The organism is Ruegeria lacuscaerulensis (assembly GCF_013033355.1).
In the GTDB taxonomy this organism is placed as follows: domain Bacteria; phylum Pseudomonadota; class Alphaproteobacteria; order Rhodobacterales; family Rhodobacteraceae; genus Ruegeria; species Ruegeria lacuscaerulensis_A.
In genome coordinates this window covers 74,870-100,830 of the sequence record NZ_WQDY01000005.1, presented here as the reverse complement: position 1 = coordinate 100,830, position 25,961 = coordinate 74,870, and the positions used below count along the sequence as shown (strand labels likewise).

Here is a 25,961-nt window from a genome sequence, read left to right as displayed (position 1 = left end):
CATGAAGCGCCGCTTCTTCCATGACGGCGAAAACTGATTTCAACTTGGGGCAGTTGAGGCCAATTGATGCAGAAGACCGGACCGCGCGCTTGTGTGAGAACTTGCCTGTTTGGCCTGCTGGCTGCGGTTCTGCCCACTTCGCTAATTGCGCTAGAGACAACTCTGACCGCTCCAGGCGCGCCCAAAGCTCTGATCGAGCGTCTTGAAGAGACCTCATCCGTTGCCACCGCCGAGTCGCGCGGACTGGGCACACCGCTGGAAATTTTATCGGCCGCGTTGTCGGATTATCGGACCATTGTTCAGATTCTATACGACGAGGGGTATTTCAGCCCGGTCGTCAGCATCAAGCTGGACGGTCAGGAAGCGGCCGAACTGAGTTCCCTGAGCGTACCGACGCAGATCAACCGCGCCGCCATCACTGTGCAGACCGGACCTAAGTTCCGGTTTGGTGAAGCGATCGTACAGCCTTTGGCCCCACAGACCGTCCTGCCCGAAGAATTCGCGATCGGCGAACTGGCCACCACCGGGGCGATTCAGCGTGCCGGTTCCGCAGGGGTTCAAGGCTGGCGCAATGCAGGCCATGCCAAAGCCGATATTCAAGGTCAAAGAGTCATCGCCCGACACGCGCAGGCCCAGTTGGACGCTCAGATTGATCTGGCTCCGGGGCCGCGCTTGACGTTCGGGAAAATGATCATCTCGGGCGATACGGATGTGAAACACTCGTCGATCGAAAAGATCGCGGGTTTCCCAGAGGGCGAGGTTTATTCCCCCGAGGACATCCAAAAGGTCGGGACCCGTCTGCGCAGGACCGGAACTTTTAACGTTGTCGCGCTTGAAGAACGCGAGACCCCGAACCCTGATGGCACGCTGGATTTCGACGCCTATTTCGAAGATCTGCCCAAACGCCGCCTGACTTTCGGATTCGAGATCGCCTCTCGGGATGGGATCGATCTGACCGCAACCTGGACCCATCGCAACGTGTTTCGGCGGGCAGAACGGCTGCGGTTCGAAGCAGCGCTGCGCAATATCGGCGGCGCCGAGGATCTGGACGGGCGCATCGGTCTTCGACTGGACCAGCCAGATCGGCTGGGACCAGATGACAACACGTTCTGGAACGCCCTGCTGGAACGCCGCAACACCGACAATTACAACGTTACTATAACATCGCTGGCGTATGGTGCGCGACGTACTTTCTCGGATCGGCTATACGCCGAAGCTTCGGCCGGGTTTCAATGGTCCGACGCGGATGACGCGTTCGGCGACGGGCGCAAGTTCCGATACTTTATTGTCCCCACCCGCACCGAGTGGGATCAGCGCGACAGCAAGGTCAGTGCGACGAAAGGGTTTTATCTGGACGCACAGATCATGCCCTTTCTGGGAATTTCAGAAACTGAGACCGGCATCAGGTTCTTTGCTGACGCGCGCACCTATACCAGCCTGGGAACTGGCGGGCGCATTGTACTTGCTGGGCGGGTGCAAGCGGGTTCAGTCCTGGGGCCGTCACTGAACGCAGTTACCCCAGACTTCCTGTTTTTTTCCGGTGGCGCCGGCACCGTACGTGGGCAACCGTTCGAAAGCCTCGGCATTCCGGTCGGAGACGAAATTGCCGGCGGCAAATCCTTCCTTGGACTCTCCGGAGAAATCAGGGGCAAGATAAACGATGCGATATCGCTGGTCGGGTTCTATGATTACGGCGTGGTGGATTCGTCCTCATTCGTCACCAGCGCCGCAGCGTCCCATTCTGGCGCAGGTCTAGGCGTCAGATACGATTTGGGTGGCTTTGGCCCATTGCGTCTTGACCTCGCCGTTCCCGTTCAGGGCGACACCGGCGATGGGCTGCAGTTCTACATCGGGATCGGACAGGCATTTTGATAAGGCGATATTCATACACAGTCCTGACCGCCACGCTGGTCCTCTATGCCCCTCCTCTGGCCGCGGAGGAAGACAGCGGTGGCAGTATGCTTGAGAATTTCCTGCAAGACACGCTGTCAGGTGACAATCAGAACGTTACGGTCAAGGGTCTGCAAGGCGCACTGAGCGCGCGCGCCACAATAGAGGAAATCACAGTCGCGGATGATGAAGGCGTCTGGTTGACCATCAAGGACGCGCAACTGGACTGGAACCGCCTGGCGCTGATCCGAGGCAGATTCTCGGTTAACGCGTTGACAGCGCAGGAAATCGACATCGCTCGCGCGCCCGGCGCGACAACCGCACCGGACGAACCTGCACCTTCTGCCGAAACTCAGCCATTTCAACTTCCTGAACTGCCCGTTTCCATCGAGATCGGCGAAATTCGTATAGACGAGATTTCCCTGGGTGAGCCGTTGATAGGCGTGGCTGCGGACCTTTCGGTTACCGGCAATCTTTCCCTGGCCGACGGAACGTTGGACACCAATCTCGATATCACCCGGCTGGACCGCGCGGGCGACGAAATCACTCTGACCGCCGGGTTCCAGAACGCCACCAGCGAGATCACCCTTGATCTGAATGTGACCGAAGCATCCGGCGGTCTGATTTCTACCGCCCTGAACATTCCCGACAGCCCACCTATCGGATTATCCGCCAAAGGGTCCGGCCCGCTGACGGATTTCAGCGCCGATATCGGCCTGAGCAGCGACAACCAGCAACGCCTGACCGGTCAGATTCGCCTGCGCGCGGCCACCGAAGGAGCATCAGAAGGCATTGCGTTTACCACCGACCTCAGTGGTGATCTGACCCCATTTCTATCAGCCGATATCGATCCGTTCTTTGGCACCCAGACACGACTTTTCGTAAACGGCCAAACCAAACCCGAAGGGGCGCTGGATGTCTCAGACCTGGAACTGACCACGCAAGCGTTGGACTTGAAGGGCGAGTTGCAACTGGCCCAAGGCGGAACACTGGCACTTGCGGCTTTGCAGGGACGTATCACGCCGCCAGACGGTCAGGCTGTGATCCTGCCTGTGGCGGGCGGGGATACATCCCTTCAGGCCGCACAAATTTCCGCACTTTTCGATCAGAAAAACGGCAACCTTTGGGACCTGAGCCTGACGGCGAACGGCTTTAAATCCCCTCAAGCCAACCTGCAAAACGCCCGGATTACGGCGCAAGGAGTTCTGGATCAGGCCGAAACCCTGTCAGTAAGTGGCGACCTTCAAGCCAGCGTCACCGGTGTTGATTTGACTGATCCTGCTTTGAACACGGCCATCGGCCAACGCATCACGCTGGACGGCCAGTTTGACTATGGCAGTGATCAGTCGCTGAACCTATCGGGGTTCGAACTGGTCGGATCGGATTATACGCTTGCGCTGGATGCTTTGGTCGATGGCCTGAACAGCGGTTTGAACGTGGACGGTTCAGCTACGCTCGAAGCGTCTGACTTGGCCCGATTTTCGGACCTCGCACAGATGGACCTTGGGGGGCGGGTCTCGGCCAGAATTGATGGGTCGGGATCGCCACTGGAAGGCAGCTTTGACGGCAAGCTGGCTGTCGAGGGCAGCGACCTGTCAACCGGGCGCGACGACATCGACCCGGTGATCACTGGCGAAACGACAATCACGCTGGATGCCAAACGTGATTCAGACGGCATTACTATCCGCGCCTTCGATCTGAACAGCGAAGCTGCGCAGGCTCAGGCAAGCGGCGATGTGACCACACCCGATGGCAATCTGACCATCGACGGGCAAGCGCGGGTAAATGCGGCGGACTTGTCGGTGTTCTCGGGCTTGGCCCAGCGTGAGCTGGGGGGCTCTGTACGGGCAGAAGTCAGCGGCACGGGGACAGTACAAACGTTGGAGTTTGACGGCACCGCCAATGTCGTCGGTCGGAACATACGAACGGGCATGGCGGATATTGATCCCCTGTTGACCGGTCAGACTACAATCCAGTGGGATGGTGCTCGGACCGCAGATGCCATTGATATACGAAGCGCAACAATCAACGCCCAAGCCCTGAGCGCGCAGGTTCAGGCCACGATAAATGACCTGACCGAAGAACCCTCGGGCCAGGGTCAGGCGCGTTTGACCGTGCCTGACCTGTCGCTTTTTTCGGGACTGGCCGGGCAAGATCTGGCCGGATCGGTGAACGCCAACCTACAGGGCAGCGGCGACCTCGCCGCGCGCGCTTTTGACGTTCAAGGGAACGTGGACGCCAACAACATTCGGGCCGGGATCGAGGTGCTCGACAAGCTGATTGAGGGGCGTACAACCCTGACCATAGACGCTGAAAATGGCGACGAGGGTCTGGATGTTCGCACGTTCCGACTGACAGGAACGGCAATCTCTGCAAACGCCTCGGGCAAGGTCTCGCGCGAGGCCGGAGGGCTGGATTACTCGGTGACACTGGACGACGTCGCCCGTGTGACCCGGACTCTGTCTGGCCCCCTGACTTTGGAAGGCAACGTGGCACCAACTCGGACCGGGTTGGAAGGAACTGCAAATTTAAGCGGGCCTGACAGTTCTTATGCCAATCTCAAAGGGACAGTCGAAACAGACGGCGACGCAGATGTGGAATTTGACGCCAAGCTCAATCGCATTGAACGATTTGCACCCGACTTCCCCGGCACCATCGCTGCCACGGGAACTGCGCAACGCAAAAGTGGCATCTGGACCATCGACACCAGCGCCGAAGGCCCCGCGCAGATTAACAGCGACGTTTCGGGTACGTTTGACGAAAGTACGGGTGAAGCGGATCTGAAGGCTGTGGGCGGTTTGAACATAGGAATTGCCAACCTGTTCATTTCACCCAATAAAATCGACGGAACTGCCCGGTATGACGTTACTCTTAAGGGCAAGCCAGCGCTTGATGCCCTTAGCGGGTCGATCACCACCTCTGGCACATCGCTGGCCATTCCGGGCGCCGCGCAAACAATCACTGGCATCAGCGGGTCAGTCGATCTGTCGCAAAGCCGAGCAACGGTTTCCATTTCCGGCGGCACCCGCGCCGGCGGATCGTTCTCGGTCGCCGGGCCGGTTGACCTGACCCCGCCCTTCAACGCGAATATCGTAACGACTTTGAATAACCTGGTTCTGACGGACCAGCTTTTGTATGAGACCACACTGGCTGGACAAATTGCCATGACCGGGGCGTTGGCAGGAAACAGCTCGGCTTCAGGGCAGATCAATTTCGTTGAAACAAACATCAACCTAGCAGCCGCCTCTGGCGCGGTAGGGGCGGCTGCGATCCCCGACATCCAGCATGTTGGCGAAAGTGCTGCAGAACTGCTGACACGGGAACGCGCCGGTCTGGTTAAGGACGAAGAGACCACACAAAGCGACTCGCGCATTGCTTTGGATATCGCATTGCTGGCCCCGAAAGAGGTCTTTGTGCGCGGTCGCGGCGTGAACGCGGAACTGGGTGGGCGGCTGTTTATCGGCGGGACCACATCATCCGTCATCCCGTCAGGGCAGATAGAATTGATCCGCGGTCACTTTGATATTCTGGGGCGTCGATTGGCGTTGACCAAGGGTATCGTAACGCTGCAAGGCGACCTCACACCGTATATCGAGTTCGAATCTTCAACCAGCACCTCGGACGGTACTGCTACGATCGAAATCGCCGGGCCGCTGGATTCACCCGAAGTCGACGTATTCTCTGACCCGGAACGCCCCGCCGAAGAGGCTCTGGCCATGTTGTTGTTCGGCAACCGGTTCTCGGAACTGTCGCCCTTTGTGATTGCCCAGATGGCGGCGTCGCTGGCACAACTTAGCGGCGCAGGTGGTGATGCCACCAAGGGGCTGCGTGACAGCACAGGGGTAGACACGGTCGATATAGGCGCGACGGAAGGCGGAGCGGGACGCTTGGGCGCGGGCGCTTACCTGAGCGACAACCTCTACACCGATTTCACCGTCAACACAGAAGGCGACACCGAAGTGAACCTGAACCTTGACGTCACCGACAACTTCACCGTCCGGGGCACTGTCGATGGCCGGGGCGAGACTGGGCTGGGTGTGTTCTTTGAACGCAATTACTGACGCCGGATCGCAATCGGTTGACCGATCTGAGGCGCCGGCTCAAGCTCTGCATGATCACGCGCCATCCGCGCCAACCGGGCTGCAGCCCAATCTGGATACGCAACAGATCGACCTGTTGTATGGCTGACATTCATGAAAAGCGCTTCTTGTGTAGCGCACACCTCGCCTGAAGCCGAAAGCATCTGGGCAAAATAATGCCCGCGTTTGTGATCGGCATCCAACATGCGAAAGCGAAAGGTCAACGACTGACCTTCGAGAACTTCGCGCAGGAAAGACATTTGCGATTGCAGGACGTAAGGCCCCTGCCCCAACGCGCTGACCTGAACTTCGCCCAGTCCCAGATGATCAACCATCAACCGTTCCAGCGCCATATCAAATGCCACTCCGTAATAGCCCACATTCATGTGGCCATTATAGTCGATCCATTCCGGCAGAACCTTGAATCCGTGAATTTCGATAGGTGCGTCATAGGGACCATCATGGCCGCCCAATGGTTCAGTCATCTGCATCATCCTCGAATATGGCGACGGCGCGCGTGAATCCCGCCGAAGCGCCTTTGATCTTGAACGGAAAACACGAGATTTCGAAACCGGTCGGCGGCAGGCTTTCCAGATTGGTCAGTTTTTCCATGTGGCAATACCCAATGTCTATCGAAGCACGGTGGCCTTCCCAGATAATTGAGGCATCCTGTGTCTCGGCGTATTCCTGAGCGGTCAGGGCAAAAGGTGCATCCCAGCTCCAGGCGTCGGTGCCGGTGACGCGTACACCGCGCTCGGTCAGATACAGCGTTGCTGCGCGGCCCATGCCGCAACCTTTCATCAGATAATCAGGTTGCCCATAATGCGTGCCTGCGGACGTGTTGACGACCACGATATCCAATGGCCGCACCGTATGGCCGATGCGTTTCAATTCGGCCTCGACATCTGCGGCCGTCACCACATAGCCATCATCAAAATGGCGGAAATCCAGTTTCACACCGGGATTCATGCACCATTCCAGCGGCACCTCGTCGATCGTGATCGCGCGTTCTCCTCGATTCATGGTCGAGTGATGATGGTACGGCGCATCCAGATGAGTGCCGTTATGGGTCGCGATCTGCAAACGTTCTATGGCCCAGCCCTCACCGCCCGGAAGATCATCCTTTGTCAAACCGGGAAAGAAAGACATGACCTGTTCTGCAGTCTGGTCATGGGTCAAGTATTCGATTTCAGGCAGCATGATCGGCGGGTCGGATATGATCCCGGTTTCCAGCGGAACGGACAAATCGACAAAGCGGCGCGCCATGGAACCCTCCACCACCAAAAGTGGTGACAGGTTTGGCCGTCAATAAATCTCTGTCAAGAAAAGAAAAAGGCGACCCGCAAGGGCCGCCTTTCCAACATGAGTGGTGGTCGGTTATTCCGCCGCGATGGCGTCTTCTATCTTTTCAACCCTGATGGCCGAGAACTTGAACTCGGGGATCTTGCCATACGGGTCGATGGCCGAGTTGGTCAGGATATTCGCTGCTGCCTCAACATAGGCAAACGGAATGAACACCATATCCTCGGCAATCGCCCGGTCGGCGCGCACCATAATGTCGATCGAGCCGCGCCGGGTGGTCAGGCGGATCGTCTCACCCGGCTCAATCCCCATCAGTTTGAGGGTCCGCGGGTTCATCGAACAGTTCGCCTCGGGCTCGACGGCATCCAGAACGTTGGACCGGCGGGTCATCGACCCGGTGTGCCAATGTTCCAGCTGACGACCTGTTGTGGCGATCATCGGATATTCGGCATCTGGGGCCTCATCCGGCGGGATGACGCTGGCGGGCGTGAATTTGGCTTTGCCATCAGCCCGGGGGAATCCGTCGCCGAACACGATGGACTGACCCGGATCGGTTTCGGACAGGGACGGGTAGGTGATAGTTTCGTTTTCCAGACGTTCCCACGTGATGTTGTCCAGCGACTCCATGGTCAGCTTCATCTCAGCAAAGACCTGAGACACATCCGTGTAATCCCAGTTGAGACCGATGCGCTGCGCCAATTCCACAGTGATCGCCCAGTCTTCACGCGCCTCACCCGGAGGAGCGACAGCCGGGCGCACACGCTGCACCTGACGGTTGGTGTTCGACACGGTGCCGTTCTTTTCATAAAGCGCCGAGGCCGGCAGAATGATATCGGCGTAGTTTGCCGTCTCGGTCAGGAAGATGTCCTGAACGATCATCAGGTCCAGCTTTGCCAGCGCTGCGCGGGCATGGTTCACGTCCGGGTCAGACATGGCCGGATTTTCGCCCAGAATATACATGCCCCTGATATTTCCGGCGTAAATCTGGTCGATGATTTCGGTGACCGTCAAACCCTTTTCGTTCGAGAAATCCTCTGATCCCCAAACATCGGCGAACTTCGCCCGGATGTTGTCGTCTGTGACCGTTTTGTAGTCCGGCAGGAACATCGGGATCAGACCAGCATCCGAGGCGCCCTGAACGTTGTTCTGACCACGCAACGGGTGCAGACCCGCGCCCGGTTTACCAACATTCCCGGTCATCAGCGCGAGGCTGATCAGACAACGCGAGTTATCCGTTCCATGGATATGCTGACTGACACCCATGCCCCAGAAGATCAGGCCGGCCTTGGCCTGTGCAAAGGTACGGGCCACTCGGCGGATCTGATCCGGTTCAATACCGCAGATCGGAGCCATCGCTTCGGGCGTGAACTGGCGCAGGTGTTCTTTTTCAGCCTCCCAGTTCTCGGTCCACCGATGGATGTATTGGCTGTCGTAGAGCTCCTCTTCGACGATCACGTTCATGATCGCGTTCAGCATCGACACATCCGCTCCCGGTCGGAACTGCAGCATTTCATCGGCGAACTTGCGCATCCCGACACCGCGCGGGTCCATTACGATCAGCTTGCCACCGCGTTTGGTAAACTGCTTGAAATAGGTCGCGGCAACCGGGTGGTTCTCGATAGGGTTGGCCCCGATGATGATCGCCACATCCGCGTCTTTGATGTCGTTGAACGCAGCTGTAACCGCACCCGATCCAACGTTTTCAATCAGCGCGGCCACCGACGACGCGTGGCACAGACGGGTGCAGTGGTCGACGTTGTTGTGGCGGAAACCCTGACGGATGAACTTCTGGAACAGATAGGCTTCTTCATTCGTGCACTTGGCCGAGCCAAAACCAGCGATATTGCGCGGATCATCGTCGCGCAGTTCCTTCAGCTTGGTCGCGGCCAGATCCATCGCCTCTTCCCAGGTCGCTTCGCGGAAATGGGTCGACAAGTTCGAAGGATCGACGTTCAAGCCCTTGGCAGGTGCGTCCTCGCGCCGGATCAGCGGCTTGGTCAAACGGTGCGGGTGGTGGATGTAGTCAAAGCCGAACCGGCCTTTGACGCACAGGCGACCTTCGTTAGCCGGACCGTTGATGCCTTCGACATACTTGACCTTGCCGTCCTTGACCTTCAGCGAAACTTTACAGCCCACGCCGCAGAACGGGCAGACGCTTTCGGTCTCAGAGTCGTAGTTTTTGCTGTCACCCTTCTGCTGGTCATCCAGCACGGTCGCAGGCATCAGCGCGCCGGTCGGGCAAGCCTGAACGCATTCACCACAGGCGACACAAGTTGAATCGCCCATCGGGTCGTTCTGGTCGAAAACCACCTGCGCTGTGTGGCCACGACCGGCCATGCCAATTACATCGTTCACCTGCACGTCGCGGCAGGCGCGCACGCAGAGATTGCAGTTGATGCAGGCATCCAGATTGACGCGCATCGCAACGTGGCTGTCATCCAGCAGCGGGATTTTCTCGGCCTCTTTCGCCGGGAACCGGCTGTCGCTGACATCATTCAGCTTGGCCATGTCCCAGAAGTGGCTGGACGCGTCATGTGCCTCCTCCGGCTGGTCAGCGACCAGCAGTTCCATGACCATGGCGCGCGATTTCTCGGCGCGGTCGCTGTCTGTCTTGACTACCATACCATCCGCTGCGGGTCGGATGCACGAAGCGACCAGTGTGCGTTCGCCCTCCACCTCGACCATACAGGCGCGGCAGTTGCCGTCGGGTTTGTAGCCCGGCTGCGGCTTATGGCACAGGTGCGGAATGGTGAACCCCTGCCCCTTGGCGGCTTCCCAGATGGTCCAGCCCTCGGGCACGGTGACATCTTCGCCGTTCAGGTTGAAGGTGACGGTCTTGGTTGGGCTTGCGTCTAGCATGGCTCTGTCTCCCCTCAGATTTCGTCAGCGAAGTGTTTCATGACAAGGCGGATCGGGTTCGGAGCCGCCTGCCCCAGACCGCAGATCGAGGCGTCGCCCATGACCTGACACAGATCTTCCAGCAGATCCTGATCCCACTTGTCGGCCTGCATCAGCTTGACCGCCTTTTCGCAGCCCGCGCGGCAGGGCGTACACTGACCGCAGCTTTCATCCTCGAAGAACCGCAGCATGTTCAGCGCGGCATCGCGGGCCGTGTCCTGATCGGACAAAACGACCACGGCAGCGGACCCGATGAAGGTGCCATGCGGTTGCAGCGTGTCGAAATCCAGAGGGATATCATCCATCGACGCGGGCAACAGACCCGAGGATGGACCGCCCGGCTGATAGGCTTTGAAGGTCTGCCCTTCGGCCATACCACCGGCAGCTTCGATCACATCCAGAATGGTCGAACCGGCGGGCAGCAGGTAAACACCCGGCTTCGCCACTCGGCCCGAGACCGAATAGCTGCGCAGGCCTTTACGACCGTTCTTTTCGGTGCTGTTAAGGCATTCCGGACCTTCGCGGCACACTTTAGTGACCCAATACAGCGTCTCGACATTGTGCACCAAGGTCGGGCGGTTAAACACGCCGACCTGCGCCACGAACGGAGGACGGTGACGCGGCAGGCCCTTTTTGCCCTCGATCGATTCAATCATCGCGGATTCTTCGCCGCAGATATAGGCACCGGCCCCCCGGCGCAGGTCGATATAGCCAGGCGCGACGATCCCGGCCCGTTCCAGCGCGGCAATCTCACGGCGCAGAATTTCCAGAACCGCTGGGTATTCGTCGCGCATGTAGATAAAGCAGGTCTCGGCCTCAACCGCCCATGCGGCGATCAGCATGCCCTCAAGGAAGACATGCGGCGTGCGCTCCAGATAGTAGCGGTCTTTGAACGTGCCGGGTTCGCCCTCGTCGCCGTTCACGGCCAGATAGCGGGTGCCTTCGTTCATACGAACAAAGCCCCATTTTTTGCCCGACGGGAAGCCCGCACCGCCCAGACCACGCAGGCCCGAGGACAGGATGTCTTCCTGAACTTGTTCCCAATCGCCACCGTCGCGCAGCTCTTTCAGCTTGGCATAGCCGCCGTTCGCCTCATAAGCAGCAAAGGCTTCGTAGTCGGGCAGATGCGCGTGGGTGTCATCAGCCGCAATCGCAGCCTGCACCTTTTCGGGGGTCGCATGATCGATATGGTTGTGACCGATCTCAAGCACCGGCGCAGTATCGCAGCGGCCCATGCAGGGCGCACGCACGACGCGAACCTCCGACGCATCCAGACCGTCCTCCAGCGCCTTTTGCAGCTGCTGGGCACCGGCCATTTCGCAGGACAGGGAATCACAGACACGGATGGTCAGCGCGGGCGGAGGCGTATCATCCTCTTTCACCACATCGAAATGGGCATAAAAGGTGGCGGTCTCATAGATCTCGGCCTGACCGATGCGCATCTCAACCGCCAGAGCGGCGATGTGGTCGGCGCTGATATGGCCGTGTTCGTCTTGAATCAAATGCAGGAATTCGATCAGCAGATCGCGGCGGCGCGGGCGGTCGCCCAGCAGGCGTGCGATTTTAGCCTGCGCCTCATCCGTGAACTGACGGCCTTTGGGCGTGTGCCGCCCTTTGCCTTTACCTGACTTCCAGACGCCCTTGGGTGCGCCTGATGGCTTGGTGTCTAATGGTGCCATGATGCCCTCCGATTAAGGCCCCGTGTCTCATCAGACTAGCATATCGTCAAATCGCATATTTCAATCGCACGATAACGACTCCTTATCACCGTAAGGAGGCGACAACCGCCCGTAGCGCCTCAACCGTTGGCAATTCCGGATCACGGCTGAGCGTGGCGAGGCAAATCGGCTTGCTGACGACCGGATCGACCAGAGGCAGCACTTTCGTCCCCTTCAACTCGCCCAGCGCCCGTACCAGCACGCGGGGAACAACCGTGGCCGCCAACCCCTCGCGCGCCATGACCATCGAAGCGGTGAAGCCGCTGGTTTCGGCCACCACATGCGGGTGCAGGCCCTGTTCAGCGAAAATCCGGTCCAGAATACGCCGGTTCTGCATCTGCGGCTCAAGCAGGCTGATCGGAAACTCAGCCACCTGCGCCCACGGGATCGGCCCGGTTTCATCAGTCATATGCGCAGGAACCAGCAGCACATAGGTTTCTTCGTACAGGGGCTGAACCTGCCGCAGATCGGTGCCGATGCTGTCACCATAGGTGATGCCCGCATCCAGACTGCCCTCATCCAACCGGTGCTGAATGGCGGTGGCCGACATGGTTTCGATCCGCGACAGGATGCGCGGGTGGGCCTGCTGCAACCGTTTGATCAGACGTCCGGTAAAGGCAATTGCGGTGGGGATCACGCCCAGGATCAGCGTCCCCGTGATCTCACCCTTGGACGCCTGAACCTGCTGTTCCAGCGCCTTGGTCTCATCCAGAATACGCCGCGCCCGCTGGACGATCATCTCGCCTTCTTCGGTGAGGCCCTGAAACCGGTTGGCACGGCGGACGATCGAGACGCCAAGCCTGTCCTCAAGGTTGCGGATGCGCATGGAAAAGGCGGGCTGCGAAATCCCGCATTCCTCGGCCGCTTTGGCAAAATGCTGGTGCCGCGCAAGGGCGCTAAGGAGTTGGAGGTCGCGGATTTCGATCATATTCGAGTTTTCCAATAACGGGCCGACGACCACTTTAGCCGTATTAACCTGCGGGAAAAGCACCGTTTGCATGCGAGCATACCTTTGAACGCATTCTTGTCTCACTCAAGAAACTCGCCTCTAATACATGGCAAGGGCAACACGGAGAGGCTTCGGATGACCGCTGTAGAAGTTTTTCAGAAATTGTATGACAGGTATGTTGATTGCTATCGGTCAAAAGATGCAACTGGTTGCGCGTCGTTCTTCCTGGATAACGCACAACTATTTTCGCCCTACGGTCCTGCAGCCAACGGTCGAAAGGCTATCGAAGCGACCCATGCTGAATGGGTTGAGGAAGGTGGTGAGGACAAAATCGTTACGGTTGTTCAGGCCGGCATCGACGGTCAAATCGGCTGGTGCCTTGTCCACTTTAGTGAAGGGACGACCGGTCACGGGACATCCCTTAACGTTTTGCACCGGCAACCTGACGACGGGTGGCTGATCAGCCATTGCAGCCTGAACGAAAAGCTCTGATACAGACGTTTACCAGACGTGCTTAGTTGTTAAACAAGAAGTGCATCACATCGCCATCTTTGACGATGTAGCCCTTGCCCTCGGCGCGCATCTTGCCTGACTCTTTGGCTCCTTGCTCGCCATTGGCGGCGATATAGTCGTCATAGGCGATGGTTTCGGCGCGGATGAAGCCTTTTTCGAAGTCACCATGGATCACGCCTGCAGCTTGCGGCGCGGCGGTGCCGGTGCGGATGGTCCAAGCGCGGGCCTCTTTCGGACCGACGGTGAAATAGGTTTCCAGCTTGAGCAGGTCGTAACCGACGCGGATCAGACGGTCGAGGCCGGGTTCTTCCAGGCCCATCTCGCTCAGGAACATTTCGGCTTCGTCCGCTTCCAGCAGGCTAATCTCTTCTTCGATCTTGGCGCTGATGATGACGTGAGAATTGCCCTGCGCGGCAGCCATTTCAGCGACCTTGGCGGAATATTCATTGCCCTCGGCGGCTTCTTCTTCGGACACGTTGCAGACATACAGAACCGGTTTGGTGGTCAGCAGTTGCAGCATCTTCCACGCCTTGGCGTCCTCGGCCGTAACCTCGACCAGACGTGCGGGTTTGCCGTTTTCCAGCATCTCCTGCGCCTCGGCCAGCAGGCGGTCCTGCTGCTGCGCCTCTTTGTCATTGCCCTTCAGCTTGCGCACCAGATTGGCACGCCGCTTTTCGATGCTTTCCAGATCGGCCAACATCAGTTCGGTCTCAATGGTATCGGCGTCGGCCACCGGGTCAACGCGGCCATCCACATGGGTCACATCACCGTCTTCGAAACAGCGCAGCACATGGGCAATCGCGTCTGTTTCACGGATATTGGCCAGAAACTGATTGCCCAGCCCCTCGCCCCTTGACGCCCCCTTCACCAGACCGGCGATGTCCACGAAGGTCATGCGCGTCGGGATGATTTGCTTCGAGGACGCAATTGCCGCCAGCTTGTCTAAACGCTCGTCCGGCACGGCCACGTCGCCCACATTCGGCTCGATGGTGCAGAACGGGAAATTCGCCGCTTGTGCCGCGGCAGTCTTGGTCAGCGCGTTGAACAGAGTCGACTTGCCTACATTCGGCAGACCCACGATTCCCATTTTAAAGCCCATTGCGGCCTCCTGAAGCGATGTGACGGCGTCTTCTAGGCAGGTTGTGGAAAATGCGCAACCCAACCGGTGCAACCGGCAGATGGCCACCGCAGCTTCACTAAACCGTTACGGTATTTGTACTTGCGTGAGTTGAACCGCGCGGGTCATGGTCCCCAAGTAGGAATTCACACACAATTAATTGACGAAGAACCCAATGAAAGCGTTACTTACTTCTGTCGCCTTGCTCGTGGCTGCAACCTCGGCACAGGCCCAATCTGTCATCTTTGGCGCGGGTTTTGCGGATTTTTCTAACGGCAACGGCGACGATCAGGGCGTGTTTTCACTGGAATACCAGCACCGTCCGTTTTACGAAGCAACGCGCTTCAGCGCTGGTCTGGGTGCGGCGCTGACCGTCGACACCGACGGAGACACGCATATCGGCGCAGGTTTGGTGGGCATCTATTCCTTTTCGGATCGCTGGTTCGCTGAGTTGAGTGTGATGCCAGGCTATTTTAACGCCTCTAATGGCGACAATGACTTGGGTGGTGGCTTTCAGATTCGCAGCCTCTTGGGTCTTGGCTATACCTTGGACAGCGGCAACGCCATTTCGCTGGCAGTCACTCACAAATCGAACGCCAGTACCGAAAGCTTTAACCCCGGCGTGAATGCGCTGCTCCTACGCTATCACCTGGGGTTCTAGGTCAATCTGGTCAGTCGGGATTGATTTCCGGCCAAAGTTTCTGCACATCAGGATCAAACCTGAATGCAAGGATCACAGATGACCCGTATCGACGCCAAATTCGCCGCCCTCAAGGCCGAAGGTAAAAAGGCATTCGTTGCCTATATCATGGCCGGAGATCCAGATTTCGACACCTCGCTTGAGATCGTTAAGGGCCTTCCGGCAGCGGGCGTCGACGTGATCGAGCTTGGCTTGCCCTTTACCGACCCAATGGCCGACGGGCCAACCATTCAGGCCGCCGGACAACGCGCGTTGGATGGCGGTATGACCTTGCAGCGCACGCTGGATTTGGCCCGCAGCTTTCGCGAAACCGACGACACGACACCGATCGTTCTGATGGGATACTACAATCCGATTTACAGCCGCGGCGTCGACAGCTTCCTGAAGGACGCAAAGTCCGCAGGCATCGATGGCTTGATCGTTGTCGACCTTCCGCCAGAAGAAGATGACGAGCTGTGCCTGCCCGCGCAAGCCGCCGGATTAAACTTCATCCGATTGGCCACCCCGACGACCGATGACAAACGCCTGCCCCGTGTGCTGCAGAACACCTCGGGCTTTGTCTATTACGTATCGATTACCGGAATTACCGGCGCGGCCGAGGCGCAAGCCACTAATGTCGGCCCCGAAGTCGCCCGCATTAAGGCCGCAACCGACCTGCCGGTCATCGTTGGGTTTGGGATCAATACACCCGAAAAATCGAAGGCCATCGCCAGCGTGGCAGACGGCGCAGTGGTCGGCTCGGCTATCGTCAGTCAGATCGCAAAGGGCCAGCCCGTCGCCGAGGTACTCGACTTCGTCAAGACGCTCTCAGATGGGGCACATTCCGCCTGAGACGGCTTGCGACCACTTAATCGCTTTGAAACCGCAGTTGGCCTATGCCGCTGCGGTTTTTCTTTGAACAATCCAGTCACCTACCAACACCAAATGCAGCGTTGCGACGCGGGTCGGGTATTGGTAAACAATTTATACCAATCCTTCGAAAGCTGACCTCATGCCCGTCATCACGAATATTGAAGATCTCAAACGCATCTATGAACGGCGTGTCCCGCGCATGTTCTATGACTACGCAGAAAGCGGAAGCTGGACCGAACAGACCTTTCGCGACAACAGCTCGGATTTCGAAGATATTCGGCTACGCCAACGGGTGGCTGTTGACATGTCTGGGCGGTCAACTGCGTCCAAAATGATCGGGCAGGATGTGACAATGCCAGTCGCGCTGGCTCCGGTTGGTCTGACCGGTATGCAACACGCAGACGGAGAGATGAAGGCCGCCAAGGCCGCCGAAGATTTCGGAGTGCCTTTCACTCTGTCCACCATGTCCATCAATTCGATAGAAGATGTAGCCGAACACACTTCGGCACCATTCTGGTTCCAGCTTTACACCATGAAGGATCAGGATTACGTCAGCCGACTGATCCAACGGGCCAAAGACGCCAAGTGTTCCGCTTTGGTCATCACGCTGGACCTGCAGATCCTGGGGCAGCGCCACAAGGACCTGAAAAACGGCCTGTCCGCGCCGCCAAAGCTGACCCCCAAAACCATCGCGAACCTGATGACCAAATGGTCCTGGGGGATCGAAATGCTGCGCGCCAAACGGCGGGAATTCGGCAATATCGTTGGCCATGTGGACGGTATCTCGGACGCGTCGTCGCTGGGCGCGTGGACGGCCGAACAATTCGACCCCAGCCTCGACTGGAAAAAAGTCGAAAAGCTGATGGAACAATGGGGCGGCAAGGTCATCCTCAAGGGTATCCTGGATGCAGACGACGCCCGGATGGCGGCCAAACTTGGGGCTGATGCCATCGTGGTATCCAATCACGGTGGACGGCAACTGGACGGTGCTCTAAGCTCGATCCGTGTTCTGCCCGAGATCATGGACGCGGTCGGAGGCGATATTGAGGTCCATCTGGACAGCGGCATCCGGTCCGGTCAGGACGTTTTGAAAGCAGTGGCCCTGGGTGCGCAAGGCACCTATATCGGCCGAGCGTTTGTCTATGGTCTGGGGGCGATGGGACAAAAAGGTGTGACCACCGCGCTGGACGTCATCCAAAAGGAATTCGACACAACCATGGCACTGTGTGGTGAAAGAAAAGTCACCGACCTGGGCCGGCACAATCTATTGGTGCCCGAAGATTTCGGCGGACGTTGGCGCAAGTGATCAGGGCGTCAGGGGGCTCTGCCCCCGCGCCGCCCGTTCCGGGCGACTCCCCCGAGATATTTGTGGCCAGATCAAGCAAGGGATCCGCACTTCATCTGGCTGAAAATACCTCGGAGCGCGAGGCAGAGCCTCGCAAATGGTTGAACCTGTAAAAACCCCTTTCCAAAACAGATGAATCAAGCTAAGGACGCGGCTTCACGCGGGCATACAGCCTTGGAGGATGCCCGCCCTAACATTTGGAGAATTATCATGGCTGGAGAGATTCCTGATCTCGTAGCTCTGGAACGGACGGGGACAGGCAAGGGCGCCGCTCGTCAGACCCGCCGCGAAGGCATGGTTCCGGGCGTTGTATTCGGTGGCGACAAAGACCCACTGGCAATCAAGATCCCGTTCAACGAACTGTTCAAGCGTCTGAAAGCAGGCCGGTTCAAGTCCACTCTGTGGAACCTGAAGGTTGAAGGCCACGAGGACGTCCGCGTCATCTGCCGCGACGTTCAGCGTGACGTTGTCAAAGACCTGCCGACCCACCTGGACCTGATGCGCCTGCGTCGGACCACCAAGATTGCGCTGTTCATCCCCGTTGAGTTCGTCAACGAAGAAGCAGCCCCCGGCATCAAGAAGGGTGGCGTTCTGACTGTTGTGCGTCCTGAGGTTGAGCTGGTCTGCACCGCCGGTGACATCCCCGAGAAGATCACAATTGATCTGACCGGTCTGAACATCAACGATGTTGTCACCATCTCGGCCGTGGATCTACCTGCAGGCACCAAGCCCACCATCGACCGTGACTTCGTGATCGCGAACATCTCGGCACCGACCGGTCTGTCGACCAGCGACGACGAAGAAGGTGAAGAAGTGGCCGCAGACGAGGTTGAAGTCGTCGGTCAGGAAGAAGAATAAGTCCAGACGCTAGAGTGACTGGATTGGAAACGGGGTCCGGATGGGCCCCGTTTTCTTTTGCAGGGTTGGGGTGGAAAACCGGTCGCGATCCGTGCCATCAACCTTGTGCAAAGCAACGGGGACGAGATCATGAAGCTGTTCGTCGGTTTGGGGAATCCGGGGGCGAAATATGCCCGCAACCGCCACAATATCGGCTTTATGGCTGTAGACAGGATCTCCCAAGATCACAGCTTTGGCCCTTGGAAGTCCAAGTTTCAGGCCGAGATCGCCGAAGGGCGACTGGGTCGCGAAAAAGTGCTGTTGATCAAGCCGCAGACTTTCATGAACCGCTCGGGTCAATCTGTTGGCGAAGCGATGCGGTTCTACAAATTAGACTCGACTGATGTGACCGTCTTTCATGATGAGCTTGACCTCGCTCCCGGTAAGGTTCGGGTCAAGGCGGGCGGTGGTCACGCCGGTCACAATGGGCTGCGATCCATCCACGAACATATCAGCCCCGCCTATGATCGTGTGCGACTAGGGATCGGGCATCCGGGGCGCAAAGAGATGGTCTCTCCTTACGTTCTGGGCGACTTTGCCAAGGCTGACTCGGACTGGCTGGAGGACGTGCTGCGCGGCGTATCAGATGGGGCCGCGCATCTTGTCGATAACGAAAGCGGCAAGTTCATGAATGCGGTTGCCCTACGGACTGCGCCACCGAGATCGTCAAAAACGCCTCAACCGTCCCAATCGGCACCAAAGCCCGCGCCTGAGCCCGAGGTCGATGAACGATCGGCCATGCAAAAACTGCTGGATAAGTTCAAATAGACTCATAGGTCTTGCCGTAACGTCCTGATTGCAGATCGCATCGGGGCGCGGTCCAATACAGCACGCATATGGGAGGAGACATATGAGAACGCTGTTGAAGTGGGTGCTGCGCATCACATTGATGCTGGTACTGGCCGCCGTGGTTGTTGGGTTCTGGAAACGCGAAGAAATTCAGCGACTTATGGCAGTGAATTCGCTATTCAGCGAAGACAAGATTGTCCATAACTTCTCGCATATGGAACAGGCGTTCCTGACGGTCGACCTGCCGCGCGGTGACGGCCCCACCTGGGACCTGCCCTATGGCACTGGCTTTGATCTACCCGAAGGCACCGATCAGTGGATCGAAGACCGGGCTGTGACGTCTCTTCTGGTGATGCAGGATGGTCAGATCCGGTTCGAGGAGTATTACCTGGGCACCACGCCGGAAGACCGTCGGATTTCCTGGTCGGTCGCCAAAAGTTACCTTTCGGCTCTGTTCGGTATCCTACTGGAGGAAGGCGCTATCACCTCGTTGGATGATCAGGTGGTTCAATACGCCCCTCAACTGAAGGGCACGGCCTATGACGGCGCGACCCTGCGCAATGTGCTGAATATGGCCAGCGGCGTCACATTCAACGAGGATTATTTTGACCCCAAGTCAGACATCAACCGTATGGGGCGTGTCGTGGCGTTGGGTGGAAAGCTGGACGATTTTGCAGCCTCGCTGCAGGACAATTTCACCAAACCGGGTGAGACCTGGCAGTATGTCTCGATCGACACCCATGTGATTGGAATGGTGATCCGAGGCGCAACCGGGCGCAGCGTCACTGACTTACTGACCGAAAAGATCATTCAGCCGCTGGGTCTGGAATACGACGGCTATTACGTGACCGACGGTGCCGGGGTTGCCTTTGTTCTAGGTGGCTTGAACTTCACAACTCGGGATTTTGCCCGGTTCGGTCAAATGATCCTGCAGAATGGGCAGCACAACGATCAGCAACTCGTACCCGCTGATTGGGTCGCCGAATCCGTCCTGCCCAGCGCTCCGACCGAGGCCGGGAAGATCGGTTATGGCTACCAATGGTGGATTCCGGTAGGTGCGCATGAGGGCGAGTTTCTCGCACGGGGCGTTTACGGTCAGTATATCTATTTCGACCAACCCCGCGGCGTTTTGATCGTGACGACCGGCGCAGATCGCAAGTTCCGCGACGATGGCGTAAACGAAGCCAATGTCGAAATGTTTCGCAGTATTGCGCAAAGCCTGTAGGGTGTCGCCATGCAAAAACAGGACAGCATCAACGTGCTGGGGGGCGTTCTGGCCCCCTGCTCCCAAGACCCTCTGACCGGGTTCTTTCGTGACGGGGCCTGCAATACGTGCCCCGAAGATCAGGGCAGCCATACGGTCTGCGCCGTGATGACGGCCGAGTTTTTGGCCTTTTCCAAGTATGTCGGCAACGACCTCAACACACCGCGCCCCGAGTTCAACTTTCCCGGTCTCAACCCCGGAGACAGTTGGTGCCTTTGCGCCAGCCGTTTTCTACAGGCCCATGACGAAGGGTGTGCGCCCAAAGTGCACCTTGAAGCAACCCATCAGCGCGCTTTGGACATCGTATCTCTGACGATTCTGACAGAGCATTCCAACACGGCTTAAGCAGGTAGTCGGACAAAAAAGGCGCGCTCAAGCAGGCGCGCCTTTTCTGGTTTTCGAAATCGGGTTTAGTCGGCGCTACGGCCTTCTGTATCCGACATGTCAAAGTTCAGATACTTGGCTACGGTCTGCACGTCCTTATCGCCCCGCCCACACATGTTCATACAGATCAGATGATCCTTCGGAAGTTCGGGCGCAATTTTCATAACGTGAGCCAGAGCGTGGCTGGGCTCCAGCGCGGGGATGATGCCTTCGGTGGCGCAGCACAGCTGGAACGCCTCCAGCGCCTCTTTGTCGGTGATCGACACATATTGCGCGCGGCCGATGTCGTGCAGCCAGGAATGCTCGGGCCCGATGCCCGGATAGTCCAGACCGGCAGAGATCGAGTAGCCCTCAAGAATCTGCCCATCATCATCTTGCAGCAGATAGGTGCGGTTGCCGTGCAACACACCGGGTCGCCCGCCGGTCAATGATGCGCAATGCTCCATCTTCTCGTTCACGCCTTTGCCACCGGCCTCGACACCGATGATATTCACCGATTTGTCGTCAAGGAACGGGTAGAACAGGCCCATCGCGTTCGACCCACCACCGATGGCGGCAATGATCGTGTCGGGCAGACGGCCTTCGGCCTTTTGCATCTGCTCTTTCGCTTCCTTGCCGATGATCGACTGGAAATCGCGGACCATCGCCGGGTACGGGTGCGGCCCGGCCACGGTGCCGATGCAATAGAACGTGTCGCGCACATTGGTCACCCAGTCGCGCAGCGCATCGTTCATCGCGTCTTTCAGCGTGCCTCGGCCGGACGTGACCGGAATCACCTCGGCCCCCAGCAGGCGCATACGGAACACGTTGGGGGCCTGACGCTGCACATCATGGGCGCCCATGTAGACGATGCATTTCAGGCCGAACTTGGCGCAAACGGTGGCTGTGGCCACGCCGTGCTGCCCTGCGCCGGTCTCGGCGATGATCCGGGTCTTGCCCATACGGCGCGCCAGAATGATCTGCCCCAGCACGTTGTTGATCTTATGCGCACCGGTGTGGTTCAGCTCATCACGTTTCAGGTAAATCTTCGCGCCGCCCAAGTGTTCGGTCAGACGTTCCGCGTAATACAGCGGCGAGGGGCGGCCCACATAGTTCGCCCACAGATCATCCATCTCGGCCCAGAAAGTCGGATCGTCTTTGGCCTTCTCGTATTCCTCTTCCAGCGACAGGATCAGCGGCATCAGGGTCTCGCTGACAAACCGTCCGCCGAAGATGCCAAAACGGCCCTGCTCATCGGGACCGGACATGAAGGAATTGAAAAGATCGTTGGCCATGGCTGTCTCCGTCATCTTACCTTTCGTTCATAGGAGGTAGCGGCGGGATTTGCCATGGCAAAACGCACTCGCTCGATGCTTTGCCAGACGCGTCAACCGGTCGCGTTTGCCGCAGCGATAAAGGCACGCATCAGATCGGCATCCTTGATACCCGGCGCGCTCTCCACACCCGAGGCAACGTCCACCTGACGTGCACCGGTCATCCGGATCGCCTCGGCCACGTTATCGGGGTTCAAGCCACCGGCCAGCATCCAAGGCTTACGCCAGTATTTACGCCCAGCCAGCAAACGCCAATCAAAGGCCAACCCGTTTCCACCTGGCAAGACCGCGTTTTTAGGGGCCTTGGCATCAACCAGCAACTGGTCGGCAACATCACTGTAGGTGTCTATTGCTTGCAGGTCTTTGGCATCGGCCACGCCAACCACCTTTATGACGGGCAGACCGTAACGCGCTTTGACTTCTTGCACACGTTCTACGCTTTCCGACCCGTGTAGCTGTAACATGTCGAACGGGGCAGCTGCGGTAATGCTGTCCAGCAACGTATCAGATGCGTTTACCACCAAGGCCACTTTTGCCACACCGACAGGGACGTGATCCGTTAGTTGGGCGGCTTGCTCCGGCGAGACATAGCGCGGTGATTTCGGAAAGAAGTTGAACCCTAGATACCGCGCGCCTGCGTCCGCTGCGGCGCGCACTTGGTCAGCGGCGGTCAGGCCGCAAATTTTGACCGCTACATCGGACATGTTAGCTTAGCTGGCCTCGTCCAGAATGGCGAGGACCTCATCCTTGCCTTCGTTCTGCTTTTTCTTGAGCTTTTTGACTTCGCGTTCAAGTTTGCGAACTTCACCGGTTTTGGCCGACGCATCTGCACGGTGCTTATGCTCACGCAGCCATTCCCAGAGGAACCCGATAACCAGGCCCGCAACAACGCTGCCCAGAACCACAAGGAACAAGGGCAGAGAGGTGCTGATATTGAACCCAATCAGATCGGCAATCGCCTGAGGCATCAGTGTCAGCTCAACGGCTTCGCGGTTGGCCAGCGAAACCGAGATCAGAACGATCGCGAGGATCGCCAAAAAAGCATATCTAACGTAGCGCATCATGCCTTAGGCTTTACCGTTCAAACGGTCCCTTAGCAACTTGCCAGTCTTGAAAAACGGAACACTTTTTTCTTCGACCTGAACGGTCTCGCCAGTACGGGGGTTTCGGCCCACCCGCGCGTCGCGCTGTTTGACCGAAAACGCTCCAAAGCCACGCAGTTCAACCCGATCACCACGGGCCATGGCATCGGTCACTTCTTCGAACACAGTATTCACGATCCGCTCGACATCGCGTTGGTAAAGATGCGGGTTCTCGTCGGCGATTTTTTGAATCAGTTCTGAACGGATCATGTGCGTTACCCTCCCAGGCGACCGGATTACCATGTCTATTATTCTGAACAGTATAGGAAAAAACTTAGTTCGGGGGAACGTTGACTCTGTCTGCTGAGCCTTGATTCTGCCTCAAAGTCACGCGATTTTTTGCCCGTTCACGGGAATTGCCCCCCTTAAGCATGAACAGCAGGTGAATATAGCTCAAAATTCAGAACATATTGATTCGCAACAAAAACGGCCCCGCACTCTTGTACGGGGCCGTAAAACTGTTTGGACTGAGGTCCGGACTTAGTCGCCCGACTTCAGCGCTGCGCCCAGGATATCGCCCAGCGACGCGCCCGAGTCGGAGGAACCGTACTGTTCCACGGCCTCTTTCTCTTCGGCGATTTCGCGTGCTTTGATCGACAGGCCCAGACGGCGGGTCTTGCTGTCGACGTTGGTGACGCGGACGTCGACCTTGTCGCCAGTGTTGAAACGCTCGGGGCGCTGCTCGGCACGGTCACGTGAAAGGTCCGAACGGCGGATGAAGGACTTCATGCCTTCGTATTCCACCTCGATACCACCATCTTCGATCGCGGTGACCTCAACGGTGATGACCGAACCACGCTTCACGCCGCCCACGGCTTCGGCAAACTTGTCACCGCCCAGGGCTTTGATCGACAGCGAGATACGCTCTTTTTCGACGTCAACTTCCGAAACGACGGCCGAAACCATGTCGCCTTTGCGGTAGTTCTGGATCGCATCCTCGCCACGCTCGTCCCAGGACAGGTCCGACAGGTGAACCATGCCGTCGATGTCGCCTTCGAGGCCAATGAACAGACCGAATTCGGTGATGTTCTTGACTTCGCCTTCGACCTCGGTGCCCTCGGGGTGCGTTTCTGCAAACACTTCCCATGGGTTGCGCTGAGTCTGCTTCAGGCCCAGAGACACGCGACGCTTGGCGCCGTCGATTTCCAAAACCATGACGTCGACTTCCTGGCTGGTCGAAACGATCTTGCCGGGGTGGACGTTTTTCTTGGTCCAGGACATCTCGGACACGTGCACCAGACCTTCGACACCGGCTTCCAGCTCGACGAACGCGCCGTAGTCGGTGATGTTGGTGACGCGACCCTGATGAACCGAGCCCAGCGGGTATTTCGCAGCAACCAGATCCCACGGATCTTCTTGCAGCTGCTTCATGCCCAGGCTGATGCGGTGGGTCTCTTTGTTGATCTTGATGACCTGAACCTTGATGGTTTCGCCGATCGTCAGGATCTCGGACGGGTGGTTCACACGGCGCCATGCCATGTCGGTGACGTGCAGCAGGCCGTCAACGCCGCCCAAGTCAACAAATGCACCGTATTCGGTGATGTTCTTGACAACACCCTCGACGGTCTGACCTTCGGACAGGTTGCCGATAACTTCAGCACGCTGTTCGGCACGCGATTCTTCCAGGATGGCGCGGCGCGACACAACGATGTTGCCACGGCGGCGGTCCATTTTCAGAATCTGGAACGGCTGCTTCAGACCCATCAGCGGGCCAGCGTCGCGCACGGGGCGCACGTCAACTTGCGAACCGGGCAGGAACGCAACTGCGCCACCCAGATCGACGGTGAAGCCACCTTTGACGCGGCCAAAGATTGCACCTTCGACGCGCTGGTCGTCGGCATATGCTTTTTCCAGACGGTCCCATGCCTCTTCACGGCGGGCCATCTCGCGCGAGATAACGGCTTCGCCACGGGCGTTTTCTGCGGCGCGCAGGTAAACTTCGACCTCATCACCAACAGCGATTTCAGGGGCTTCGCCGGGATTTGCGAATTCTTTCAGATCAACGCGGCCTTCCATTTTGTAGCCTACGTCGATGATGGCCTGGCCGGCTTCGATCGCCAGAACCTTGCCTTTGACAACAGAGCCCTCTTCGGGCGTGTCCATTTCGAAGCTTTCGTTCAGGAGGGCTTCGAATTCCTCCATGGATGTATCAGCCATGTGGCAGTGTTTTCCTTTACAAGTGTTTTTTCTGGCCGAGCGGTTGTCTCCGCCGGTCTTGTTTCATGGTGCCTTGCAAGCGTAATCCGGTGCGCATCTGACTACACAAACACAAAGGGCCGAGGTAACCCGGCCCTGCTCAGATACGTCATCCGGACGTTGACCGCCCGTGTTAAGACAGCGCGCGTATAGGCCGATTTCAGACAATGCGCAAGAGCAAAGCCCTTAATTGCCAGCTTACGCGCATTCTTTGCCCGTCCAGACAACCGAGTCCCTTCTCAACATGGACTGCTCGATTGCATCAAGCCGGGACAAGGCCTCGGCGGCATTTGCCGATCCACCCGAACGATTCCAGATTTTCAGGGCCGAGGAAGGGCTCCAGGGCAAGCACGCTTCTGCCAGCCAGGCGCGTAATTCAGAGGGCAACGAGTCGTATGCCTGCATCGGGCACGTGCACCGCCGCCGGCGTTTCAGATTACTGCGCAGGTTACGGCCGCTTCGCCTGACCGTCCCACGCTTAAAATGTGTATCATCTTCAAAATGCACCGTTGGCCTCATCACAATTTGTGATGTTATTACATACCATATCGCGACCAACAAGTGTCCCCTTCAAAGAAAAGGGGCAGGATTTTGCCCTGCCCCCAAGTTTGGT

22 protein-coding genes are annotated in these 25,961 nt (G+C 57.9%); 10 read left to right on the top strand and 12 right to left on the bottom strand.

Features of this window, described 5'->3' with window-relative positions; translation table 11 throughout:
* Window positions 1-66: 66 nt before the first annotated feature.
* Both GOW48_RS11025 and GOW48_RS11020 read left to right on the top strand, forming a co-directional pair.
* Window positions 67-1,872, top strand: a complete 1,806-nt coding sequence (locus GOW48_RS11025) for an autotransporter assembly complex protein TamA (protein WP_170753674.1) — start codon at window positions 67-69, stop codon at window positions 1,870-1,872.
* Window positions 1,869-5,951 carry a translocation/assembly module TamB domain-containing protein gene (locus GOW48_RS11020; RefSeq protein ID WP_234899450.1) on the top strand — a complete coding sequence of 1,361 codons (4,083 nt, stop codon included), beginning with the start codon at window positions 1,869-1,871 and terminating at the stop codon, window positions 5,949-5,951. The genes GOW48_RS11025 and GOW48_RS11020 overlap by 4 nt, the downstream gene beginning before the upstream one ends.
* On the opposite strand, the gene GOW48_RS11015 is transcribed toward GOW48_RS11020, so the two are convergent.
* The 5 genes from GOW48_RS11015 to GOW48_RS10995 all read right to left on the bottom strand — a co-directional run bounded on the left by GOW48_RS11015 (window position 5,945) and on the right by GOW48_RS10995 (window position 12,815).
* Window positions 5,945-6,454, bottom strand: coding sequence for a thioesterase family protein (locus GOW48_RS11015; protein ID WP_234899451.1), 510 nt, complete (start codon window positions 6,452-6,454; stop codon window positions 5,945-5,947). The two genes, GOW48_RS11020 and GOW48_RS11015, sit on opposite strands and share 7 nt — an antisense overlap.
* Window positions 6,447-7,235 carry a cyclase family protein gene (locus GOW48_RS11010; protein WP_170753670.1) on the bottom strand — a complete coding sequence of 263 codons (789 nt, stop codon included), beginning with the start codon at window positions 7,233-7,235 and terminating at the stop codon, window positions 6,447-6,449. Before GOW48_RS11010 ends, GOW48_RS11015 begins: the two co-directional genes overlap by 8 nt.
* 111 nt (window positions 7,236-7,346) lie before the next feature.
* On the bottom strand, window positions 7,347-10,130 hold the full coding sequence (fdhF, locus tag GOW48_RS11005; protein WP_170753668.1) for a formate dehydrogenase subunit alpha: 2,784 nt from the start codon (window positions 10,128-10,130) through the stop codon (window positions 7,347-7,349).
* A gap of 14 nt (window positions 10,131-10,144) precedes the next feature.
* Window positions 10,145-11,848, bottom strand: coding sequence for an NAD(P)H-dependent oxidoreductase subunit E (locus GOW48_RS11000; RefSeq protein WP_170753666.1), 1,704 nt, complete (start codon window positions 11,846-11,848; stop codon window positions 10,145-10,147).
* A gap of 85 nt (window positions 11,849-11,933) precedes the next feature.
* Window positions 11,934-12,815, bottom strand: coding sequence for a LysR family transcriptional regulator (locus GOW48_RS10995; protein WP_170753949.1), 882 nt, complete (start codon window positions 12,813-12,815; stop codon window positions 11,934-11,936).
* Window positions 12,816-12,971: 156 nt separating this feature from the next.
* Between GOW48_RS10995 and GOW48_RS10990 the strand changes: the two genes are divergently transcribed.
* Window positions 12,972-13,328, top strand: coding sequence for a YybH family protein (locus GOW48_RS10990; RefSeq protein ID WP_170753664.1), 357 nt, complete (start codon window positions 12,972-12,974; stop codon window positions 13,326-13,328).
* Window positions 13,329-13,350: 22 nt separating this feature from the next.
* Here the strand turns inward: GOW48_RS10990 and ychF are convergent, their stop codons facing one another.
* Window positions 13,351-14,448, bottom strand: coding sequence for a redox-regulated ATPase YchF (gene ychF, locus GOW48_RS10985; RefSeq protein WP_170753662.1), 1,098 nt, complete (start codon window positions 14,446-14,448; stop codon window positions 13,351-13,353).
* A gap of 193 nt (window positions 14,449-14,641) precedes the next feature.
* Between ychF and GOW48_RS10980 the strand changes: the two genes are divergently transcribed.
* The 7 genes from GOW48_RS10980 to GOW48_RS10950 all read left to right on the top strand — a co-directional run bounded on the left by GOW48_RS10980 (window position 14,642) and on the right by GOW48_RS10950 (window position 20,658).
* On the top strand, window positions 14,642-15,127 hold the full coding sequence (locus tag GOW48_RS10980; RefSeq protein WP_170753660.1) for an acyloxyacyl hydrolase: 486 nt from the start codon (window positions 14,642-14,644) through the stop codon (window positions 15,125-15,127).
* 78 nt (window positions 15,128-15,205) lie between these two features.
* Window positions 15,206-15,997 carry a tryptophan synthase subunit alpha gene (trpA, locus tag GOW48_RS10975; protein WP_170753947.1) on the top strand — a complete coding sequence of 264 codons (792 nt, stop codon included), beginning with the start codon at window positions 15,206-15,208 and terminating at the stop codon, window positions 15,995-15,997.
* Between the two features lie 160 nt (window positions 15,998-16,157).
* On the top strand, window positions 16,158-17,324 hold the full coding sequence (locus tag GOW48_RS10970; protein WP_170354869.1) for an alpha-hydroxy acid oxidase: 1,167 nt from the start codon (window positions 16,158-16,160) through the stop codon (window positions 17,322-17,324).
* A gap of 249 nt (window positions 17,325-17,573) precedes the next feature.
* Window positions 17,574-18,221 (top strand): 50S ribosomal protein L25/general stress protein Ctc, encoded by a 648-nt coding sequence (locus GOW48_RS10965; protein ID WP_170354868.1) that lies wholly within the window; start codon window positions 17,574-17,576, stop codon window positions 18,219-18,221.
* A 129-nt stretch (window positions 18,222-18,350) separates the two neighbouring features.
* A complete protein-coding gene (gene pth / locus GOW48_RS10960) occupies window positions 18,351-19,028 on the top strand; it encodes an aminoacyl-tRNA hydrolase (protein WP_170753658.1) in 678 nt (225 codons plus the stop codon).
* An 82-nt stretch (window positions 19,029-19,110) separates the two neighbouring features.
* Window positions 19,111-20,274 (top strand): serine hydrolase domain-containing protein, encoded by a 1,164-nt coding sequence (locus GOW48_RS10955; protein WP_170753656.1) that lies wholly within the window; start codon window positions 19,111-19,113, stop codon window positions 20,272-20,274.
* A 9-nt stretch (window positions 20,275-20,283) separates the two neighbouring features.
* Entirely contained in the window at window positions 20,284-20,658 is a 375-nt protein-coding gene (locus GOW48_RS10950) for a DUF2237 family protein (protein WP_170753654.1), read from the top strand.
* Between the two features lie 65 nt (window positions 20,659-20,723).
* Here GOW48_RS10950 and trpB read toward each other — a convergent pair whose 3' ends face one another.
* From trpB to GOW48_RS22630, 6 genes are all read right to left on the bottom strand, one after another.
* Window positions 20,724-21,971, bottom strand: coding sequence for a tryptophan synthase subunit beta (gene trpB / locus GOW48_RS10945; RefSeq protein WP_170753652.1), 1,248 nt, complete (start codon window positions 21,969-21,971; stop codon window positions 20,724-20,726).
* 92 nt (window positions 21,972-22,063) lie between these two features.
* Window positions 22,064-22,714, bottom strand: a complete 651-nt coding sequence (locus GOW48_RS10940; protein ID WP_170753650.1) for a phosphoribosylanthranilate isomerase — start codon at window positions 22,712-22,714, stop codon at window positions 22,064-22,066.
* Window positions 22,715-22,720: 6 nt separating this feature from the next.
* Entirely contained in the window at window positions 22,721-23,071 is a 351-nt protein-coding gene (locus GOW48_RS10935) for a lipopolysaccharide assembly protein LapA domain-containing protein (protein WP_170355059.1), read from the bottom strand.
* Window positions 23,072-23,077: 6 nt separating this feature from the next.
* The gene (gene ihfB, locus GOW48_RS10930) at window positions 23,078-23,362 is read right to left on the bottom strand and encodes an integration host factor subunit beta (protein ID WP_170354862.1); all 285 of its coding nucleotides are present in this window, start codon (window positions 23,360-23,362) and stop codon (window positions 23,078-23,080) included.
* A gap of 270 nt (window positions 23,363-23,632) precedes the next feature.
* Window positions 23,633-25,309: a 30S ribosomal protein S1 gene (gene rpsA, locus GOW48_RS10925; RefSeq protein WP_170354861.1), complete on the bottom strand. Its 1,677-nt coding sequence runs from the start codon at window positions 25,307-25,309 to the stop codon at window positions 23,633-23,635.
* Window positions 25,310-25,546: 237 nt separating this feature from the next.
* Window positions 25,547-25,867, bottom strand: coding sequence for a DUF6525 family protein (locus tag GOW48_RS22630; protein ID WP_269149597.1), 321 nt, complete (start codon window positions 25,865-25,867; stop codon window positions 25,547-25,549).
* Between the last annotated feature and the right edge of the window lie 94 nt (window positions 25,868-25,961).

Bases quoted from the DNA above. Each gene is read 5' to 3' on its own strand.
- GOW48_RS10935 (WP_170355059.1), bottom strand. From the start codon at position 23,071: ATGCGCTACGTTAGATATGCTTTTTTGGCGATCCTCGCGATCGTTCTG.
- GOW48_RS11015 (WP_234899451.1), bottom strand. From the start codon at position 6,454: ATGACTGAACCATTGGGCGGCCATGATGGTCCCTATGACGCACCTATC.
- pth (WP_170753658.1), top strand. From the start codon at position 18,351: ATGAAGCTGTTCGTCGGTTTGGGGAATCCGGGGGCGAAATATGCCCGC.
- GOW48_RS10970 (WP_170354869.1), top strand. From the start codon at position 16,158: ATGCCCGTCATCACGAATATTGAAGATCTCAAACGCATCTATGAACGG.
- rpsA (WP_170354861.1), bottom strand. From the start codon at position 25,309: ATGGCTGATACATCCATGGAGGAATTCGAAGCCCTCCTGAACGAAAGC.
- GOW48_RS11010 (WP_170753670.1), bottom strand. From the start codon at position 7,235: ATGGCGCGCCGCTTTGTCGATTTGTCCGTTCCGCTGGAAACCGGGATC.
- fdhF (WP_170753668.1), bottom strand. From the start codon at position 10,130: ATGCTAGACGCAAGCCCAACCAAGACCGTCACCTTCAACCTGAACGGC.
- GOW48_RS10995 (WP_170753949.1), bottom strand. From the start codon at position 12,815: ATGATCGAAATCCGCGACCTCCAACTCCTTAGCGCCCTTGCGCGGCAC.
- ihfB (WP_170354862.1), bottom strand. From the start codon at position 23,362: ATGATCCGTTCAGAACTGATTCAAAAAATCGCCGACGAGAACCCGCAT.
- trpB (WP_170753652.1), bottom strand. From the start codon at position 21,971: ATGGCCAACGATCTTTTCAATTCCTTCATGTCCGGTCCCGATGAGCAG.
- GOW48_RS10990 (WP_170753664.1), top strand. From the start codon at position 12,972: ATGACCGCTGTAGAAGTTTTTCAGAAATTGTATGACAGGTATGTTGAT.
- GOW48_RS10950 (WP_170753654.1), top strand. From the start codon at position 20,284: ATGCAAAAACAGGACAGCATCAACGTGCTGGGGGGCGTTCTGGCCCCC.
- ychF (WP_170753662.1), bottom strand. From the start codon at position 14,448: ATGGGCTTTAAAATGGGAATCGTGGGTCTGCCGAATGTAGGCAAGTCG.
- GOW48_RS10955 (WP_170753656.1), top strand. From the start codon at position 19,111: ATGAGAACGCTGTTGAAGTGGGTGCTGCGCATCACATTGATGCTGGTA.
- GOW48_RS11025 (WP_170753674.1), top strand. From the start codon at position 67: ATGCAGAAGACCGGACCGCGCGCTTGTGTGAGAACTTGCCTGTTTGGC.
- GOW48_RS10965 (WP_170354868.1), top strand. From the start codon at position 17,574: ATGGCTGGAGAGATTCCTGATCTCGTAGCTCTGGAACGGACGGGGACA.
- GOW48_RS10980 (WP_170753660.1), top strand. From the start codon at position 14,642: ATGAAAGCGTTACTTACTTCTGTCGCCTTGCTCGTGGCTGCAACCTCG.
- GOW48_RS11000 (WP_170753666.1), bottom strand. From the start codon at position 11,848: ATGGCACCATTAGACACCAAGCCATCAGGCGCACCCAAGGGCGTCTGG.
- trpA (WP_170753947.1), top strand. From the start codon at position 15,206: ATGACCCGTATCGACGCCAAATTCGCCGCCCTCAAGGCCGAAGGTAAA.
- GOW48_RS22630 (WP_269149597.1), bottom strand. From the start codon at position 25,867: ATGAGGCCAACGGTGCATTTTGAAGATGATACACATTTTAAGCGTGGG.
- GOW48_RS10940 (WP_170753650.1), bottom strand. From the start codon at position 22,714: ATGTCCGATGTAGCGGTCAAAATTTGCGGCCTGACCGCCGCTGACCAA.